At 61.8% G+C, this 18,953-nt stretch carries 15 protein-coding genes; 12 read left to right on the forward strand and 3 right to left on the reverse strand.

Annotated features, from left to right (window positions below; translation table 11 throughout):
* The coding region (locus ACW4TB_RS12070) for a hypothetical protein (RefSeq protein ID WP_455828340.1) at positions 1 to 713 on the reverse strand (713 nt) is incomplete at its 3' end.
* A gap of 643 nt (positions 714 to 1,356) precedes the next feature.
* Here ACW4TB_RS12070 and gltS point away from each other — a divergent pair.
* The 7 genes from gltS to ACW4TB_RS12105 all read left to right on the forward strand — a co-directional run bounded on the left by gltS (position 1,357) and on the right by ACW4TB_RS12105 (position 9,923).
* Complete coding sequence (gene gltS / locus ACW4TB_RS12075) at positions 1,357 to 2,562, forward strand: sodium/glutamate symporter (RefSeq protein WP_279930718.1); 1,206 nt, start codon at positions 1,357 to 1,359, stop codon at positions 2,560 to 2,562.
* A 277-nt stretch (positions 2,563 to 2,839) separates the two neighbouring features.
* Positions 2,840 to 3,223 carry a glycine cleavage system protein GcvH gene (gene gcvH, locus ACW4TB_RS12080; protein ID WP_012316042.1) on the forward strand — a complete coding sequence of 128 codons (384 nt, stop codon included), beginning with the start codon at positions 2,840 to 2,842 and terminating at the stop codon, positions 3,221 to 3,223.
* Positions 3,224 to 3,234: 11 nt separating this feature from the next.
* Entirely contained in the window at positions 3,235 to 6,090 is a 2,856-nt protein-coding gene (gene gcvP / locus ACW4TB_RS12085) for an aminomethyl-transferring glycine dehydrogenase (RefSeq protein WP_279930715.1), read from the forward strand.
* A gap of 159 nt (positions 6,091 to 6,249) precedes the next feature.
* Positions 6,250 to 7,626 (forward strand): L-serine ammonia-lyase, encoded by a 1,377-nt coding sequence (locus tag ACW4TB_RS12090; RefSeq protein ID WP_279930713.1) that lies wholly within the window; start codon positions 6,250 to 6,252, stop codon positions 7,624 to 7,626.
* Positions 7,627 to 7,653: 27 nt separating this feature from the next.
* A complete protein-coding gene (gene gcvT, locus ACW4TB_RS12095; protein ID WP_012316045.1) occupies positions 7,654 to 8,775 on the forward strand; it encodes a glycine cleavage system aminomethyltransferase GcvT in 1,122 nt (373 codons plus the stop codon).
* Between the two features lie 355 nt (positions 8,776 to 9,130).
* The gene (locus ACW4TB_RS12100) at positions 9,131 to 9,343 is read left to right on the forward strand and encodes a cold-shock protein (protein WP_012316046.1); all 213 of its coding nucleotides are present in this window, start codon (positions 9,131 to 9,133) and stop codon (positions 9,341 to 9,343) included.
* Positions 9,344 to 9,434: 91 nt separating this feature from the next.
* Positions 9,435 to 9,923 (forward strand): RDD family protein, encoded by a 489-nt coding sequence (locus ACW4TB_RS12105; protein ID WP_012316047.1) that lies wholly within the window; start codon positions 9,435 to 9,437, stop codon positions 9,921 to 9,923.
* Between the two features lie 97 nt (positions 9,924 to 10,020).
* Here the strand turns inward: ACW4TB_RS12105 and lptG are convergent, their stop codons facing one another.
* Together lptG and lptF are read right to left on the reverse strand one after the other, a co-directional pair.
* A complete protein-coding gene (gene lptG / locus ACW4TB_RS12110) occupies positions 10,021 to 11,082 on the reverse strand; it encodes an LPS export ABC transporter permease LptG (RefSeq protein ID WP_012316048.1) in 1,062 nt (353 codons plus the stop codon).
* The gene (gene lptF, locus ACW4TB_RS12115) at positions 11,075 to 12,190 is read right to left on the reverse strand and encodes an LPS export ABC transporter permease LptF (protein ID WP_012316049.1); all 1,116 of its coding nucleotides are present in this window, start codon (positions 12,188 to 12,190) and stop codon (positions 11,075 to 11,077) included. Before lptF ends, lptG begins: the two co-directional genes overlap by 8 nt.
* Before the next feature lie 289 nt (positions 12,191 to 12,479).
* Between lptF and ACW4TB_RS12120 the strand changes: the two genes are divergently transcribed.
* The 5 genes from ACW4TB_RS12120 to rlmF all read left to right on the forward strand — a co-directional run bounded on the left by ACW4TB_RS12120 (position 12,480) and on the right by rlmF (position 18,943).
* Positions 12,480 to 13,973: a leucyl aminopeptidase gene (locus ACW4TB_RS12120; protein WP_254466387.1), complete on the forward strand. Its 1,494-nt coding sequence runs from the start codon at positions 12,480 to 12,482 to the stop codon at positions 13,971 to 13,973.
* Between the two features lie 51 nt (positions 13,974 to 14,024).
* A complete protein-coding gene (locus ACW4TB_RS12125) occupies positions 14,025 to 14,453 on the forward strand; it encodes a DNA polymerase III subunit chi (protein ID WP_012316051.1) in 429 nt (142 codons plus the stop codon).
* Between the two features lie 5 nt (positions 14,454 to 14,458).
* Entirely contained in the window at positions 14,459 to 14,836 is a 378-nt protein-coding gene (locus ACW4TB_RS12130; RefSeq protein WP_012316052.1) for a hypothetical protein, read from the forward strand.
* Positions 14,837 to 14,974: 138 nt separating this feature from the next.
* On the forward strand, positions 14,975 to 17,821 hold the full coding sequence (locus ACW4TB_RS12135) for a valine--tRNA ligase (protein ID WP_012316053.1): 2,847 nt from the start codon (positions 14,975 to 14,977) through the stop codon (positions 17,819 to 17,821).
* 171 nt (positions 17,822 to 17,992) lie between these two features.
* Positions 17,993 to 18,943 carry a 23S rRNA (adenine(1618)-N(6))-methyltransferase RlmF gene (gene rlmF / locus ACW4TB_RS12140; protein WP_012316054.1) on the forward strand — a complete coding sequence of 317 codons (951 nt, stop codon included), beginning with the start codon at positions 17,993 to 17,995 and terminating at the stop codon, positions 18,941 to 18,943.
* The last annotated feature ends 10 nt before the right edge of the window (positions 18,944 to 18,953 follow it).

Genomic DNA, 18,953 nt, shown 5'->3' on the forward strand with positions numbered 1-18,953 from the left:
TCTGCCTTGGCCCGAGCCGCAGCTTCTGCCTCTGCCTTGGCCCGAGCCGCAGCTTCTGCCTCTGCCTTGGCCCGAGCCGCAGCTTCTGCCTCTGCCTTGGCCCGAGCTTGGGCCTCAGCTTCCGCTCTGAGTTGCTCCTGCGCAGTGTGAAGAGCTTGTTGCAGCGCTGCTATTTGCGCTTGAAGCATCTGTATTTCGGCTTCTCGCAACTGCACCATATACGCGGCACGATAGGCAGCATTGAGAGCTTCCTGAGCACTCGTTATTTTAATAAGACCAGTTGCAATATTCCTGAAGGTAGCATGGGCGTATTCCTCAGGCTTCCTTCCAAACGGAGAAGCCCCGTAATAACTATTCGCCTGTGTTTGCTGCAGCTCCAGATCTGCTGTTTTTCGACCCAACAAGACTGAACGAGCAGCGATATCTTCCTGGAGGCTTTCGATATGTGATAGCTGAGCGCCACCCCGTTTTTTACGTACAATAGCGATTTCTTGCTCAAGCCTGCCAACCAGTGCAGACAAGCTCTCAAGATAAACGACCCTGGCTGCATCATCAGCGATTTTCATTGCGCCAGCGGCTGATATCTGAAACCCCTCCAAAATCGGTCCCACATGATTGGCGACACTGCCTCCAGGAGCAGAAGCCCCAGGGCGTGAAGGTTGTGCCCCGACATAGGTTGGTGGCAATATGACTTGTCTTTTTTTTCGGGCCATTATATCTCCTTGATAAAATCTCATTAGCCTCGTATGCGCCAGTCACAACACTTGCGATTGCTATTGATAAGTTTCAGGACGAGCAAAACCGAGAAAAGTGGCTTAGCCAACTCCCCTACCACCCTCAACAAAACGCAAAAAGTGTTGCACCGCAGCACTCAGCCTAATACGCCAGCCCAAGAAAAAAGAGATGAGTACTTGAAAATAGACAAATCCTACAAGCAAGGAACAAATAACTGATACACAGGTACTTGCCCCAACCACCGCCTATTAAAACCACCCTATTACATGGAAACGCTGCTCGATCGGCTCGCCCCACTCTCCATCCCGCACTACCTAAAGCACATGACTGATCTGATGCGTATCGATTTGGGTACACGCTAGCATTTTTGATACCCGATCGTTTGAGTGCGAGCTTACAAGGATTTGATCGGCCGGCCGTTTTCGATTTGCCCGAAAAATGGCGGGACTGCTGCAAACATCGCATCCCCGATGACGCAGCAGTGCGCAAATCATGGTAGTCCTGGCAAGGATTAAACTTTTCGCAATCAGGTTTCAGACTGTTCCTACAGGCCCAGCCAATACTTCAACAAGCACTGCTGCGAAAATGACGCTCTTCTTTGTTATGGAGAGAGCGCCTCTCATGCTTGAACTCGACTTCTATGGCACATTGGTCGCCGCCTCCCTGGTGCTGTTACTGGGCCATGGCCTGGTGACTCGTGTCGCTGTCCTGCGAACCTACAATATTCCCGAACCTGTTGCAGGCGGCCTGGTCGTTGCCCTGATCCTGCTCCTGTTACGCAGCTTCGACCTGCAAGTGCAATTCGATACTTCATTGCAAGCACCGTTGATGCTGGCGTTCTTCGCCACCATCGGACTGAACGGAGACTTCGCCAGTTTGAAAAAAGGCGGGCGCGTGGTCGGCATCTTCCTGGTCGTGGTGACCGGCTTGCTGCTGGTGCAGAATGCCATGGGCATCGGCCTGGCCACGGCATTGGGGCTGGACCCGTTGATGGGCCTGCTGACCGGCTCCATCACGCTGTCGGGCGGCCACGGTACGGGCGCGGCCTGGAGCAGTACCTTCAGCGAAAAATATGGCCTGGCCTCCGCCTCGGAGCTGGCCTTGGCCTCCGCCACGTTTGGCTTGGTGCTGGGCGGCCTGATCGGCGGCCCGGTCGCCCGCCTGCTGATCAAGCGTGTGCAGATCCCTGGCGTGGACCAAGCAACGCCTCACTTGCCCAAGGGATTTGAAGAGCCCAAAAAAGAACGCCTGATCACTCCCTTCTCGTTCATCGAGACTTTAGCGCTGATTTCGGTCAGCCTGCTCGGCGGCACCCTGTTGAATGGCCAACTACTGGGCACGGCGTTCGAACTGCCAACATTCGTTTGCGTCTTGTTTGTCGGGGTGTTGTTACGCAACGTGCTTTCAGCGCTGGGTCTGTATCAGGTATTCGAGCGTGAAATCTCAGTGCTGGGCAACGTCAGCCTGTCGCTGTTCCTGGCCATTGCACTGATGTCGCTCAAGTTGTGGGACCTGGCGGCACTCGCCCTGCCCTTCCTGATTATCCTGGCCGCACAGACGTTGCTCATGGCGCTGTTCGCTATCTTCATCACCTTCCGGGTCATGGGCAGCAATTACGATGCAGCGGTATTGGCAGCCGGGCATTGCGGATTCGGCCTGGGTGCCACGCCAACCGCCATCGCCAACATGCAAGCCGTAACCCACCGCTTCGGGCCTTCGCATTTGGCGTTTCTGGTGGTGCCGATGGTGGGAGCGTTCTTCATCGACATCATCAATGTCATCGTCATCAAGCTGTACCTGGCATTGCCGTTTTTCGTTGCGGGCTAAGCCCAAACGTCTCATTGTATTGATTTCAATACACCGTATTGAAATCAATACAAACTCCTTCGGATCCGTCTGTGCAAGGGTTTGATCCCCAAACTCTTTTTCCTTTCTCGCCAACTGTATCGTTTTCATTCCAAAAAAATTGCAGAATGATCACGACCAATATTTAACCTATTGTTTTATAAGACTTTTTTACGAGTGGCCGCATTATTGCTAAGGGAATCCCAACCCAAGAGCGCGAACCCACCGCGCCCAACGCCCTGCTTCCCGAGGATTCCCCATGAGCGAGTTGCGTTTCACTGAAGATCACGAATGGCTGCGCGTCGAAGCTGACGGTAGCGTCACCGTAGGCATCACCGCCTACGCCCAGAACGCCCTCGGCGATGTGGTCTTCGTGCAACTGCCGGAGCTGCAGCAATACGACAAAGGTGCCGAAGCCTCCACCGTCGAGTCGGTCAAAGCCGCCAGCGGCGTGTACATGCCCCTGAGCGGGGAAGTGGTCGCCATCAACGACGGCCTGAACGACAGCCCTGAGCTGGTCAACGAGGACCCCCTGGGCGAAGGCTGGTTCTTCCGTTTCATTCCGGCCGACATGAACGAAGTGGCTGCCCTGCTCGACCAGGACGCCTACGACCGCCTGATCAAAGCCAACGACGACGCCTGAGGAACCCGACCATGACCATCAACCTCGGCACCGCCAACGAATTCATCGCCCGCCACATCGGCCCACGCGCCGCGGACGAGCAGGCCATGCTGGCCACCCTGGGCTTCGACTCGCTGGAGGCCATGACCGCCGCAGTCATCCCCGACACCATCAAGGGCACCAGCGTACTGGGCGCCGAAGACGGCCAGAGCGAGGCCGATGCCCTCGCTGCGCTGAAAGCTATCGCCGGTAAAAACCAGCTGTTCAAGAGCTATATCGGGCAGGGTTATTACAACACCCACACCCCGGCGCCGATCCTGCGCAACCTGCTGGAAAACCCGGCCTGGTACACCGCCTACACCCCTTATCAGCCCGAAATCTCCCAAGGCCGCCTGGAAGCCTTGCTCAATTTCCAGACCCTGATCAGCGACCTGACCGGCCTGCCGATCGCCAACGCCTCCCTGCTCGACGAAGCCACCGCGGCAGCCGAGGCCATGACCTTCTGCAAGCGCCTGTCGAAGAACAAGGCCAGCCATGCCTTCTTCGCCTCGGTGCATTGCCACCCGCAGACCCTCGACGTCCTGCGTACCCGTGCCGAACCACTGGGTATCGAGATCGTGGTGGGCGACGAGCGTGAACTCGATGACGTCAGCGCCTTCTTCGGTGCACTGCTGCAATACCCGGCCAGCAATGGCGAGGTGTTCGACTACCGCGAGCTGGTGCAGCGCCTGCACGGCGCCAACGCCCTTGTCGCCGTGGCCGCCGACCTGCTGGCCCTGACGCTGCTGACCCCACCGGGCGAGTTCGAAGCAGACGTTGCCATCGGCAGCGCCCAGCGCTTTGGCGTACCGCTGGGCTTTGGCGGCCCGCACGCGGCCTACTTCGCCACCCGCGACGCATTCAAGCGCGACATGCCGGGCCGCCTGGTCGGCGTGTCGATCGACCGGTTCGGCAAGACTGCCCTGCGCCTGGCCATGCAAACCCGCGAGCAGCATATCCGCCGCGAGAAGGCCACCAGCAACATCTGCACCGCCCAGGTGCTGCTGGCCAACATTGCCAGCATGTTCGCCGTATACCACGGCCCTGCGGGCCTCAAGCGCATCGCCGAACGCACCCACGCACTGACCTCGATCCTCGCTGCCGGTCTGAAAACCCTTGGCGTGCAAGTGGTCGGAGAAACCGCGTTCGACACCCTGACCCTGGCCACCGGCAACGCTACCGCAGGCCTGCACGACAAGGCACGCGCCCAGCGCATCAACCTGCGCCAGATCGACGCCGCCCACCTGGGCCTGTCGCTCGACGAAACCAGTACCCAGGCTGACGTCGAGGCGCTGTGGCAGCTGTTCGGTGGCCAACAGGCACAACCGGACTTCGCCGCCCTGGCCGCCAGCACCGGTTCGCGCCTGCCTGCCGCCCTGCTGCGTCAGTCGGCCATCCTCGAACACCCGGTGTTCAACCGCTACCACAGCGAAACCGAGCTGATGCGCTACCTGCGCCGCCTGGCCGACAAGGACCTGGCGCTGGACCGCAGCATGATCCCGCTGGGCTCGTGCACCATGAAGCTCAACGCCGCCAGTGAAATGATCCCGGTGACCTGGGCCGAGTTCGGCAACCTGCACCCGTTCGCCCCGGCCGAGCAAAGCCAGGGCTACCTGCAGATGACCACCGAGCTGGAAGCCATGCTCTGCGCCGCCACCGGGTATGACGCCGTGTCGCTGCAACCTAACGCCGGCTCCCAGGGCGAATACGCGGGCCTCCTGGCCATCCGCGCCTACCACCGCAGCCGCGGCGAAAGCTATCGCGACATCTGCCTGATCCCCTCCTCGGCTCATGGCACCAACCCGGCAACCGCACACATGGCCGGTATGCGCGTCGTGGTCACCGCGTGTGACGCGCGTGGCAACGTCGATGTCGAGGACCTGCGCGCCAAGGCCATCGAGCACCGCGAGCGCCTGGCCGCGATCATGATCACCTACCCGTCGACCCACGGCGTGTTCGAAGAAGCGATCGGCGAGATCTGCGCGATCATTCACGACAACGGCGGCCAGGTGTACATCGACGGCGCCAACATGAATGCCATGGTCGGCCTGTGCGCACCGGGCAAGTTCGGCGGCGACGTCTCGCACCTGAATCTGCACAAGACCTTCTGCATTCCGCACGGCGGTGGCGGCCCAGGCGTCGGCCCGATCGGCGTCAAGTCACACCTCGCGCCGTTCATGCCCGGCCACGCTCAGTTGCAGAACCGTGACGGGGCGGTATGCGCCGCACCGTTCGGCAGCGCCAGCATTCTGCCGATCACCTGGATGTACATCCGCATGATGGGCGGTGCCGGCCTCAAGCGTGCCTCGCAGATGGCGATCCTCAATGCCAACTACATCGCCCGCCGCCTGGAAGAGCACTATCCTGTTCTGTACACCGGCGGCAATGGCCTGGTCGCCCACGAGTGCATCCTCGACCTGCGCCCGCTCAAGGATACCAGCGGCATCAGCGTCGACGACGTGGCCAAGCGCCTGATCGACTTCGGCTTCCACGCCCCGACCATGTCCTTCCCGGTGGCCGGTACGCTGATGATCGAGCCGACCGAAAGTGAGGCCAAGGAAGAACTGGACCGCTTCTGCGACGCGATGATCCAGATCCGCGAAGAGATTCGCGCCGTGGAGAACGGTAGCCTGGACAAGGATGACAACCCGCTGAAGAACGCTCCGCACACCGCTGCCGAGCTGGCTGGCGAGTGGGGCCACGGCTACAGCCGCGAACAGGCGGTGTACCCGCTGCCAAGCCTGGTGGAAGGCAAGTACTGGCCACCTGTGGGCCGGGTCGACAACGTGTTCGGCGACCGCAATCTGGTGTGCGCCTGCCCGTCGATCGAGAGCTATCAGGACGCCTGACCGCCTGGGGCCGCTTCGCGGCCCATCGCCGGCAAGCCGGCTCCCACCGGTACTGCAACCCGTCGTGGAAGCAGCGCTGAACCTGTGGGAGCTGGCTTGCCGGCGATGGGCTGCGCAGCAGCCCCAAAGGGTTAACCGGATATGTCAGGAGGAAGCACCATGTCACTGAGCGTCTTCGACCTGTTCAAGATCGGCATCGGCCCCTCCAGCTCCCACACGGTCGGCCCGATGCGCGCTGCCGCGCGTTTCGCCGAAGGTTTGCGCCGTGACGGCCTGCTGGCCAGCACCGCCAGCGTCAAGGCCGAGCTGTACGGCTCGCTGGGTGCTACGGGCAAAGGCCATGGCAGCGACAAGGCGGTACTGCTTGGCCTGGAAGGCGAGCACCCCGATACCGTCGACACCGAAGCCATTCCCGCCCGTCTGCAGGCAATCCGTGAAAGCGGCCATCTGCACCTGCTCGGTGAACACACCATCGCCTTCATCGAGAAGCAGCACCTGGCGATGATCCGCAAGCCACTGGCGTACCACCCCAACGGCATGATCTTCCGCGCCTTCGACGCCGCCGGCCTGCAAATCCGCAGCCGGGAGTACTACTCGGTGGGCGGCGGTTTCGTGGTCGACGAAGAGGCCGCCGGGCAAGACCGCATCGTCGAGGACAGCACCGTACTCGTCTACCCGTTCAAGACCGCCAAGCAACTGCTCGGGCATTGCACCGCCCATCACCTCTCGGTAAGCCAGGTGATGCTGGCCAACGAGGTGGCCTGGCGCCCCGAGGCCGAAACCCGTGCGGGTCTGCTGCGGATCTGGCAGGTAATGCAGGATTGCGTCGCAGCCGGCTACCGGCACGAGGGCATCCTGCCGGGTGGGCTGAAGGTTAAACGCCGGGCACCGGCACTGTACCGTCAACTCAGCCAGCACCCGGAGGCCAACCTGCGCGATGCGTTGTCGGTACTTGACTGGGTCAACCTCTATGCCTTGGCGGTCAACGAGGAAAATGCCTACGGCGGGCGCGTGGTCACTGCACCGACCAACGGTGCCGCGGGCATCGTCCCGGCAGTACTGCACTACTACATGCGCTTCGTCCCCGGTGCCAGTGAAGACGGCGTCGTGCGTTTTCTATTGACGGCCGCGGCCATCGGCATCCTGTACAAGGAAAACGCCTCGATCTCCGGGGCCGAGGTCGGCTGCCAGGGCGAAGTCGGCGTGGCCTGCTCAATGGCAGCCGGCGCCTTGTGCGAAGTGATGGGCGGCAGCGTGCAACAGGTGGAAAACGCTGCCGAAATCGGTATGGAACACAACCTGGGCCTGACCTGCGACCCGATCGGAGGGTTGGTACAGGTGCCCTGCATCGAGCGCAACGCGATGGGCTCGGTCAAGGCCATCAATGCGGTGCGTATGGCCCTGCGTGGCGACGGGCAGCACTACGTGTCGCTCGACAAGGTCATCCGCACCATGCGCCAGACCGGCGCCGACATGAAAAGCAAATACAAGGAGACCGCCCGCGGCGGTCTGGCCGTCAACATCATTGAATGTTGACCCGACAACAAAACCAAGGAGTCACCGATGTCCGAAACACTGCACAAGACCCCGCTACACGCCCTGCACCTGGAACTGGGCGCGCGCATGGTGCCATTCGCCGGCTTCGACATGCCGGTGCAGTACCCGCTGGGCGTGCTCAAGGAGCACCTGCACACCCGTGAGCAGGCCGGCCTGTTCGATGTCTCACACATGGGCCAGATCATCCTGCGTGGCAAGAATGCCGCCCAGGCACTGGAAAGCCTGGTGCCAGTGGATATCATCGACCTGCCAGTGGGCATGCAGCGCTATGCCATGTTCACCAACGAGCAAGGTGGCATCCTCGACGACCTGATGGTTGCCAACCTGGGCGACGACACGCTGTTCCTGGTGGTCAATGCCGCCTGCAAGGAGCAGGATCTGGCCCACCTGCAGCAGCATATCGGGGACCGTTGCCAGATTCAGCCACTGTTCGAGGAACGTGCCCTGCTCGCCCTGCAAGGCCCGGCCGCAGTCACCGTGCTCGCGCGCCTGGCCCCGGAAGTAGCCGGCATGACCTTCATGCAGTTGCGCCCAGTCAGCCTGCTGGGCGAAGACTGCTTCGTCAGCCGCTCGGGCTACACCGGCGAAGACGGTTATGAAATCTCGGTTCCGGCCAAGGCCGCCGAAGCACTGGCCCGCCGCCTGCTGGCCGAGCCTGAAGTGCAGCCGATCGGCTTGGGCGCGCGCGACTCTCTGCGCCTGGAAGCGGGCCTGTGCCTGTATGGCCACGATATGGACACCGCCACCACGCCGGTCGAGGCCAGCCTGCTCTGGGCCGTGTCCAAGGTCCGCCGCGCCGACGGGGCGCGCGCTGGCGGCTTCCCTGGTGCCGATGTGGTCTTTGCCCAGCAGCAAGCCGGCGTGGCCCGCAAGCGTGTTGGCCTGCTGCCACAGGAACGTACGCCCGTGCGCGAAGGCGCAGAGATTGTCGATGCATCTGACAAGCCCGTAGGTAAAGTCAGCAGTGGCGGCTTCGGCCCGACACTTGGCGCACCGGTTGCAATGGGTTATGTCGAGATCGAACATGGCGCGCTGGACACTTCACTGTTTGCCCTGGTGCGCGGCAAGAAGGTTGCCCTGAAAGTCAGCAAAACGCCTTTTGTGGCGCAACGTTACTATCGCGGTTGAACGCGGTACATGAGGTTTGCGAGCAGGTCGACTTATTCGTTTCCGAACCTGCCCCATAACTTATGAACATGGCGCCAGGCCAGGCGCCATGCCGTTTGCGATGAAATGTACAGTTATCGAAAAAAGCCCGATTTTCCAGCTGAGCAAGGGCTTGTTTTTTTCTTGGGAGTTGGCGTAGAGTCATTGCACTGTGTTTGCATGGGTCGCAACAGTTCGTGACCTGGGCCAGTAGCCGCAATCTGCTACAACCCGTTCGACGTGACTTACTTTCCTGCAACCCAGCCCAGTACTCTTTCACTTTTGATAACGTGAAAGTAACTGTCATTAAAATTTAAGCTTCATAGGAAATAAGACAATGGCTGAGCGTCAGAACGGTACCGTCAAGTGGTTCAATGACGAGAAAGGTTACGGCTTCATCACCCCAGAAAGCGGTGCTGATCTGTTCGTGCACTTCCGTGCCATCGAGGGCAACGGCTTCAAGAGCCTGAAAGAAGGCCAGAAGGTCACCTTCGAAGCAGTTCAGGGCCAAAAAGGCCTGCAGGCTGACAAGGTTCAAGTCCTCGGCTAAGCCGGTCGCGACTTAGAAGAAAGCCCCTGCCCAGTGCAGGGGTTTTTTTTTGCCCGTAGAATAGCGGCTTAGCCATTCGGAGCTGTCCTGCATGCCCAAGCCTCTGCTTTCACCCCAAGGTGATTTCCCGCCGGTCGGCCTGGGCCGGCGCCTGGCGGCGATGTTCTACGACTTCCTGTTGTGTACGGCCTTGCTGATCGTCACCGCAGGGGCCTACAAGATGATCCAGATGGCGATCATCGGCGAGGCACGCATGCGCGAACTGACCGAGGCTGGTGCGCTGGACGGCGACCCGCTGCTGTCGACAATCCTGCTGTTTGCGCTGTTCGGTTTTTTTGCCAAGTTCTGGACCCACGGCGGGCAGACCCTGGGCATGCAGGTATGGGGCGTGCGCGTGCAAAACCTTGATGGCAGCGCAATCAGCCTGTGGCAGGCGCTGCTGCGCTTTATCGTGTCGATCGCCTCATGGCTGTGCCTGGGGCTGGGGTTCTTCTGGTCACTGATCGACAAGCGCAAGCGCGGCTGGCATGACATTTACTCGCAGACACAGTTGGTGCGGGTACCGAAACAGAAGAAATAAGCCAGTCAGTTGGCGTTGTTAGGGCCGCTTTGCGGCCCCAAAACGATTACCTGACTGGCATTAACCCTGAGGTCGGCTTTCTCGCATCATCAGGCCATCATCCCGCCCGGCGCAGCAACCATAAGCCGGCCAGTGCACACACACCAGCCGGGATCACTACCGCCAACAGCGGCGGGAAGCCGAACACCTGGCTCGAAGGGCCAAGCAGGTCGCCGGCAATACGGAATACAAACCCCACCAGCACGCCAGTGAACACACGCTGGCCGAGGGTTACCGAACGCAGCGGCCCGAAGATGAACGAAATCGCCATCAGCACCAAGGCCGCAGTCACCGCCGGCTGCAGCACCTTGGTCCAGAACGCCAGCCAGTAACGGGCATTGTTCAGGCCCTGGTCGGACAGGTAGTGGATGTAGTCCCACAGCCCGGTGATCGACAGCGACTCCGGGGCCAGCACCACGGTATTGAGCAATTGTGGGGTCACCGAGACATCCCAGCGTTCTTCCGAGCTCTTCACCACTTCGGTGTGATCGCCACGGAAGTAGGTGGTGCTGACATCGCTGAGTACCCAATGATCGTTCTCATAACGCGCCCGGCGCGCGAAACTCGACGTGACGATCTTACGCTCGTCATCGAAGCGGTAGCGGGTCACACCCAGCAACAGGCCATTGGGCTGCACCGAGTTGATATGCACGAACTCATCACCCTGACGGTGCCACATGCCGCGCTTGGAGCTCTGCGCCTCACCGCCGCCCTGGGCCAGGGAACGGTCGGCCTGGGCCTTGTTCTCGCTGATCGGCGCCACGTACTCACCAATCAGCAGGCCGACCAGCATCAGCACCAGCATCGGTTTCATCACCGCCCAGACGATACGCCCGATGGAAACCCCGGCGGCACGCATGATGGTCAGTTCGCTGCTGCTGGCCAGGCTGCCCAGGCCGATCAGGCAGCCGATCAGTGCCGCCATCGGCAACATGTCGTAGAGCCGGCGGGGCGCCGTGAGCAATGTGAACCAGCCAGCATCCATGACGGTATAGGTATCGCTCAGATCGCTCATCTCATCGATGAATGCGAACAACGAAGCCAGGCCCAGAATGATGCCCAGCACGGCCAGGATGGCCATCAGCACGCTCTGGCCGATGTAGCGGTCGAGCTTAACCATGGGCCACCTCCGCACGACGGGCGGCACGCTTGAGGCGCAACGGCTCCCAGTACATCAGGCCCAGGCCGATGAGCAGGAACAGCCCATGCACCCACCACATGCCCAGGGCGATCGGCAGCTTGCCTTTCTCCAGAGCGCCACGTACGGAAATCAGCATCGTCAGGTAGGCCATGTACAGAAGAATCGCCGGCAGCAGCTTGAGGAAGCGGCCCTGGCGCGGATTGACCCGGGACAGCGGCACTGCCAGCAGGGTCACGATGAATACCAGGATCGGCAACGAGATGCGCCATTGCAGCTCGGCACGTTCGCGTAGCCCGGCATTGCCGATCAGTTGGGAGGTAGGAATGGCTTCACGCTCGGTCACTTCCTCGCTGACTTCAGGCTTGGGCAACAGCACGCCGTAGGTGTCGTACTTGATGGCCCGGTAATCGGCCTGGCCAGGGTTGCCGTCATAGCGGTAGCCATTCTGCAACACCAGATAGCGATTGCCGTCGGCCTGCACTTCCTGGTGGCCCTTTTCGGCTACCAGCACGGACGGTGCACGGTCCTTGGTCTTGTCCTGGTTGAAGCGCTTCTCGGAGATGAATACACCGGTGAGGTTGCTGCGATCATCGGTCAACTCCTCGGTGTAGGTCACCCGCGAACCGTCGCGCAGGGTCTGGAAGCGGCCCGGCACCAAGGTATCGAACTCGGTCAGGGCATCCTGCTGGCCAATGATCTGCTGCACCTGGGCAACGCCCAGCGGCGCCAGACTCAGGCTCAGCCAGGCCACCAGCAAGGCGACCAGTGCCGCAGGTGCCATGGTCAGGCCGAGCAGGCGTTGCTGGCTCATGCCGGTGGCCGACAGCACGGTCATCTCGCTTTCCAGATACAGCCGGCCATAGGCCAGAAGGATGCCGAGGAACAGCCCCAATGGCAGGATCAGTTGCAAGAAACCGGGCAGGCGGAAGCCCATGATCAGGAACAGCACGCTCGGGTCGAGCACGCCCTGGGCCGCCTGGGCCAGGTACTTGATGAAACGCCCGCTCATGATGATCACCAGCAGCACTGCGCTGACGGCGCTCAAGGTCACCAGGACCTCGCGGGAGAGATAACGAAAGACGATCAAACCAGACACTCCTGGGTTGTCAGGGGCGGACTGCCAAACAAAGGCTTACGACAGCCAAGACCAATGCCGGTTCGCCGGGGGCGAACCTCCTTGTAAAGTGCGCGCATTATCCTGTGAATGGCCGCGCCTGTCACTTGGCCGCGCATCAAGGCTGACAACGGGGTTGTCAGCACGCTTGCCGCAGGCTCAAACTGGCAGCTTTTCCACTGGCGCGCGACCACGCGGCCAGGCCCGCCCAGAGCGCAAGAACTCAAAGCGCCAACTGCACAGATCATTCGGGGACCCTGACATGGAACTGGTTGTAAAAAGCGTAGCTGCTGCATCCGTAAAAACCGCCACCCTGGTCGTACCGGTCGGCGAAGGGCGCAAGCTCGGCGCCGTTGCCAAAGCTGTCGACCTGGCCACCGACGGCGCCATCAGTGCCGTGCTCAAGCGTGGCGACCTGGCCGGCAAGCCAGGCCAGACGCTGCTGCTGCAAAACCTGCCTGGCCTTAAGGCCGAGCGCGTACTGCTGGTGGGCAGCGGCAAGGACGAAGCCCTCGGTGACCGCGCCTGGCGCAAACTGGTCACCAGCGTTGCCGGCGTGCTGAAAGGCCTCAACGGCAGCGACGCAGTACTGGCACTGGACGACATCGCCGTCAGCAACCGTGATGCCCACTACGGCAAATATCGCCTGCTGGCCGAAACCCTGCTTGATGGCGAATACGTGTTCGACCGTTTCAAGAGCCAGAAAGCCGAGCCACGCGCCCTGAAAAAGATCACCCTGCTGGCCGACAAGGCCGGCCTGACCGAAGTGGAGCGCGCGGCACGGCACGCCACCGCCATCGCCACCGGCATGGCCTTCACCCGCGACCTGGGCAACCTGCCGCCGAACCTCTGCCACCCAAGCTACCTGGCCGAGCAGGCCAAGGAGCTGGGCAAGGCTCACAAAGGCCTCAAGGTCGAAGTGTTCGACGAGAAGAAGATCAAGGACCTGGGCATGGGCGCGTTCTACGCAGTCGGCCAGGGCAGCGAACAGCCGCCACGCCTGATCGTCCTGCAATACCAGGGCGCCAAGAAGAGCGACAAACCGTTCGTGCTGGTCGGTAAAGGCATCACCTTCGACACCGGCGGCATCAGCCTCAAGCCCGGTGCCGGCATGGACGAGATGAAGTACGACATGTGCGGCGCCGCCAGCGTGTTCGGCACCCTGCGCGCCGTGCTTGAACTGAAGCTGCCGATCAACCTGGTGTGTATCCTGGCCTGCGCCGAGAACATGCCGAGCGGCAACGCCACCCGGCCGGGCGACATCGTCACCACCATGAGCGGGCAGACCGTTGAAATCCTCAACACCGACGCCGAAGGCCGCCTGGTGCTGTGCGATGCACTGACCTACGCCGAACGTTTCAAGCCACAGGCGGTGATCGACATCGCGACCCTGACCGGCGCTTGCATCGTTGCCCTCGGCAGCCACACCGCAGGGCTGCTGGGCAACAACGACGAGCTGATCGGCCAGTTGCTCGACGCCGGCAAGCGCGCCGACGACCGCGCCTGGCAGCTGCCGCTGTTCGATGAGTATCAGGAGCAGCTGGACAGCCCGTTCGCCGACATCGCCAACATCGGTGGGCCGAAGGCCGGCACCATCACCGCCGCCTGCTTCCTGTCGCGGTTCGCCAAAGCCTACAACTGGGCGCACCTGGACATCGCCGGCACCGCCTGGGTCAGCGGGGGCAAGGACAAGGGAGCCACTGGCCGCCCGGTGCCGCTGCTCACCCAATACCTGCTCGACCGCGCCAGCGCCTGATGCCGTGAGGCCGGTGACGCCCCAAGGCGTCACCGGCCGGCAGAGCGAACCATGAGTAAAGTCGATTTCTACATCCTGCCCACCGACTCGCTGTCGGCACGGCTGGATTTCGCCTGCAAGCTGTGCGAAAAGGCCTGGCGCCTCGGCCACCGGGTCTACCTGCATTGCCAGGACGCCGAGCAGCGCAGCGAGCTGGACCAACGCCTGTGGCGCTTCAAGGGCGAAGCGTTCGTACCCCACGACCTGGCGGAGGCACATGCCGACGCCACAGTGGCCCTGGGTCTGGCCGACAACGCCGGCGAGCATCGGGACCTTCTGATAAACCTGGGCGCTGATGTGCCCGGCTTTGTCGGGCAATTCGAGCGGGTTGCCGAAATCGTTGTCGAGCAAGCGGATATCCGCCAATCGGCCCGCGAACGATTCCGTTTCTACCGCGAACAGGGCTATGCTCTGCAAGACCACCGCTTACAGCGACTTTGACGACGATGGACAAGCCTTCCGCCCTACCCGATTCCGCCCATCTGCTTGACGACCTTGAGTCGATCCGCCAGCTGCTGGGCGACGCCGACCTGCAACCACCACTGCTCACCGAGACGGTGGAACAGATTCCGCTGCTGCTCGACACCCCGGCCGGCAACACCCTGCCAGCACCTGAACCGGCTGCAGCACCAGCCGAAGCAGAACCCGAAGAAGACCCGCAGACCCGCCGCCAGGACACACTGCTGCACCTGGAAGCCGAGCTCCGCGCCGCCGCCCAGCTGATCATGCAGGACGTGATCAACGACTTCACCCCGCATATCGAAACCGAGATCAAGCGCCGGCTCGATGCACGCATCGAGCGGCTGATCAAGCGTTCTGAATAAGCCTTGACAATCGCGGCGCACTCTTTGCGGGTTTACCCCGCCAAGAGTGTCCATAGGTCTTGCAGCTTGTCGCTTGAAGCTCGCAGCTCCGTTATACTTCCCGGCTTTCCCGAATAAATGCACAGGGTCCCGCCGCGCATGGATAAGACCTACCAGCCGCACGCCATCGAAACTTCCTGGTACAACACCTGGGAGTCCGAAAACTATTTCGCTCCACAAGGTGCAGGTGAGTCCTACACCATCATGATCCCGCCACCGAACGTGACGGGTAGCCTGCACATGGGCCACGGTTTCAACAACGCGATCATGGACGCCCTGATCCGTTTCCGTCGCATGCAGGGCCGCGACACCCTGTGGCAGCCGGGTACCGACCACGCCGGTATCGCCACCCAGATGCTGGTCGAGCGCCAGCTCGAAGCCAAGGGCCAGAACCGTCACGACCTCGGCCGTGACGCCTTCCTGGACAAGGTCTGGGAATGGAAAGAGCAGTCTGGCGGCAACATCAGCCGGCAGATCCGTCGCCTGGGCTCGTCGGTAGACTGGAGCCGCGAACGCTTCACCATGGATGACGGCTTGTCCGAAGCGGTCAAGGAAGCCTTCGTGCGCCTGCACGAAGACGGCCTGATCTACCGTGGCAAGCGCCTGGTCAACTGGGACACCAAGCTGCACACGGCCATCTCCGACCTCGAAGTGGAAAACCATGACGAGAAGGGCCACCTGTGGAACCTGCGCTACCCGCTGGCCGACGGTGCCAGAACTGCCGACGGCCAGGATTACCTGGTGGTTGCCACCACCCGCCCGGAAACCCTGCTGGGTGACGCTGCGGTAGCGGTCAACCCGAACGATGAGCGCTACCAGGCACTGATCGGCAAGTTCGTCGAGTTGCCACTGGTCGGCCGTCGCATCCCGATCATCGCCGATGACTACTGCGACCCCGAGTTCGGTACCGGCTGCGTGAAGATCACCCCGGCACATGACTTCAATGACTATGAAGTGGGCAAGCGCCACAACCTGCCGCTGCTCAACATCTTCGACAAGAACGCCTTGGTGCTGCCCGCCGCCCAGGCATTCAACCTCGATGGCAGCGTCAATGAGCAAGCCGACACCCGCCTGCCCGCCCAGTACGCCGGCCTCGACCGGTTCGTCGCGCGCAAGCAGATCGTCGCCGACCTGGACGCTCAGGGGCTGCTGGTCAGCATCGACGACCACGCTTTGAAAGTACCGAAGGGCGACCGCTCCGGCACCATCATCGAGCCATGGCTGACCGACCAGTGGTACGTCTCCACCAAACCGCTGGCCGAGCCTGCGATTGCTGCCGTTGAAGATGGCCGCATCCAGTTCGTGCCCAAGCAGTACGAAAACATGTACTTCTCCTGGATGCGCGACATCCAGGATTGGTGCATCAGCCGTCAGCTGTGGTGGGGCCACCGGATCCCGGCCTGGTACGACGAGGCCGGCCAGGTCTATGTCGGCCGCAACGAAGCCGAAGTGCGCGCCAAGCACAACCTGGGCGCCGACGTGGTCTTGCGCCAGGACGACGACGTGCTCGACACCTGGTTCAGCTCGGGGCTGTGGACCTTCTCCACCCTCGGCTGGCCGGAGCAGACCGAATTCCTCAAGAAATTCCACTCCACCGACGTGCTGGTCACAGGCTTTGACATCATCTTCTTCTGGGTTGCCCGGATGATCATGCTGACCATGCACCTGATCAAGAACGAGGATGGCACCCCGCAGGTTCCGTTCAAGACCGTGTATGTGCACGGCCTGGTACGTGACGGCCAGGGCCAGAAGATGTCCAAGTCCAAGGGCAACGTGCTTGACCCGCTGGACATCGTTGACGGCATCACCCTGGACGCCCTGCTGGAAAAACGCACCAGCGGCATGATGCAGCCCAAGCTGGCCGAGAAGATCGCCAAGCAGACCAAGGCCGAGTTCCCGGAAGGCATTGCCAGCTACGGCACCGACGCCCTGCGCTTCACCTTCTGCTCGCTGGCCTCCACTGGCCGCGACATCAAGTTCGACATGGGCCGCGTCGAAGGCTATCGCAACTTCTGCAACAAGATCTGGAACGCCGCCCGCTATGTGCTGGACAAAGGCGAGGACTGCGGCCAGAACGGCGAAGCCTACGAGCTGTCGCTGGCCGACCGCTGGATCATCTCGCAGCTACAACGCACCGAAGCCGAAGTAACCCGCCAGCTCGAGCAGTTCCGTTTCGACCTGGCCAGCCAGGCCCTGTACGAGTTCATCTGGAACCAGTACTGCGACTGGTACCTGGAGCTGTCCAAGCCGGTACTGTGGGACGAAAACGCTCCGGTAGAGCGCGCCCGCGGCACCCGCCGCACCTTGGTGCGCGTGCTGGAAGTGGCGCTGCGCCTGGCTCATCCGTTCATGCCGTTCATCACCGAAGAAATCTGGCAGCGCATCGCGCCGCTGGCAGGCATCGACGGCAAGACCATCATGCTCCAGCCGTGGCCAGTGGCCAACGAAAGCCGCATCGATGCCGCCGCCGAAGGCGATATCGAATGGCTCAAGGAACTGATGGTAGGCCTGCGTAACATCCGCGCCGAAATGAACATCGGCCCGGGCAAGCCCCTGCCACTGTTCCTGAAGAACGCCAACGCCGACGACCAGCGCCGCCTGCAGGAAAACGAAGCCCTGCTCAAGAAGCTGGCCAAGGTCGAGTCGTTCACCGTGCTCGGCGAGGCCGACGAAGCGCCGCTTTCGGCCACCGCACTGGTGGGCGATCTGCAGGTGCTGGTGCCGATGGCCGGCCTGATCGACAAGGACGCCGAGCTGGCTCGCCTGAACAAGGAAATCCAGCGCCTGCAAGGTGAAGTGCAACGCGTCGGCGGCAAGCTGTCGAACGCCGCCTTCGTCGACAAGGCACCGCCTGCGGTGATCGAGAAGGAACGCGCCAAGCTGGCCGAGTCCGAGCAGGCCCTGGCCAACTTCACCGAGCAGCATGCGCGGATCGCTGCGCTGTAACAGTTACATCGCTGACTGACCGGCGGGGGCTAAGCCCCCGATCGCGACACAAGGCCGCTCCTACAGATTTGATGCCGGATTCAACGGCACCGCTATCCTGTAGGAGCGGCCTTGTGTCGCGAAAGGGCCGCGCAGCGGCCACAGGCCAGCGATGCCCATTTGGATTCAAGCATGACCCAGAAACCCACCCTGCACCCGCGCAACCGCCATCAGGGGCGCTACGACTTCCCCAGCCTGATCAAGGCCCACCCGGACCTGGCTCGCTTCACCATCACTAACCCCCACGGTAAACCCAGCATCGATTTCGCCAACCCCGAAGCCGTGCGGGTGTTCAACCGCGCCTTGCTCAAGGCCCAGTACGGCATCCAGCACTGGGACATTCCCGCAGATTACCTGTGCCCGCCGATACCCGGCCGCGCCGACTACATCCACGTAGCCGCCGACCTGTTGGCCGAGGATAACGCTGGCGAAGTGCCCAAAGGCGCTCAGGTGCGCGCCCTGGACATTGGCGTGGGCGCCAACTGCATCTACCCGCTGCTCGGCCACTGCGATTACCGCTGGCGCTTCCTCGGCTCGGACATCGACCCGGTGGCACTAGCCTCGGCCAAGGCAATCGTTCAGGCCAATGGCCTGAGCAAAGCCATCGCACTACGCCAGCAGAACAACGCCAAACTCATTCTCGGCGGCCTGCTCGAGGAAGACGAACGCTTCGACCTGACCTTGTGCAACCCGCCCTTCCACGCCTCACGCGAGGAAGCCACCCGTGGCAGCCAGCGCAAGTGGAAGAACCTCGGCAAACAGGACCCCAAGCGCAAGCTGCCCGTGCTCAACTTCGGCGGGCAGAACAACGAGCTGTGGTGTGAAGGTGGCGAGATCCGCTTCGTCAGCCAGCTGGTTGGCGAAAGCCTACAGTACGCTGTACAGGTGTTGTGGTTCACCAGCCTGGTGTCCAAGGCCAGCAACCTGCCCGGCATCGAAGCGGCGCTGAAAAAAGCCGGCGTCAAGGCCGTACGTATCGTTGAGATGGGCCAGGGGCAGAAACAGAGCCGTATGGTCGCGTGGAGCTTCCACGACCATAGCCAACGGCAGGCCTGGAACGAGCGACGCAAATCACAGGCATGAAAAAACCGCG

This window comes from Lelliottia jeotgali, from assembly GCF_977070485.1.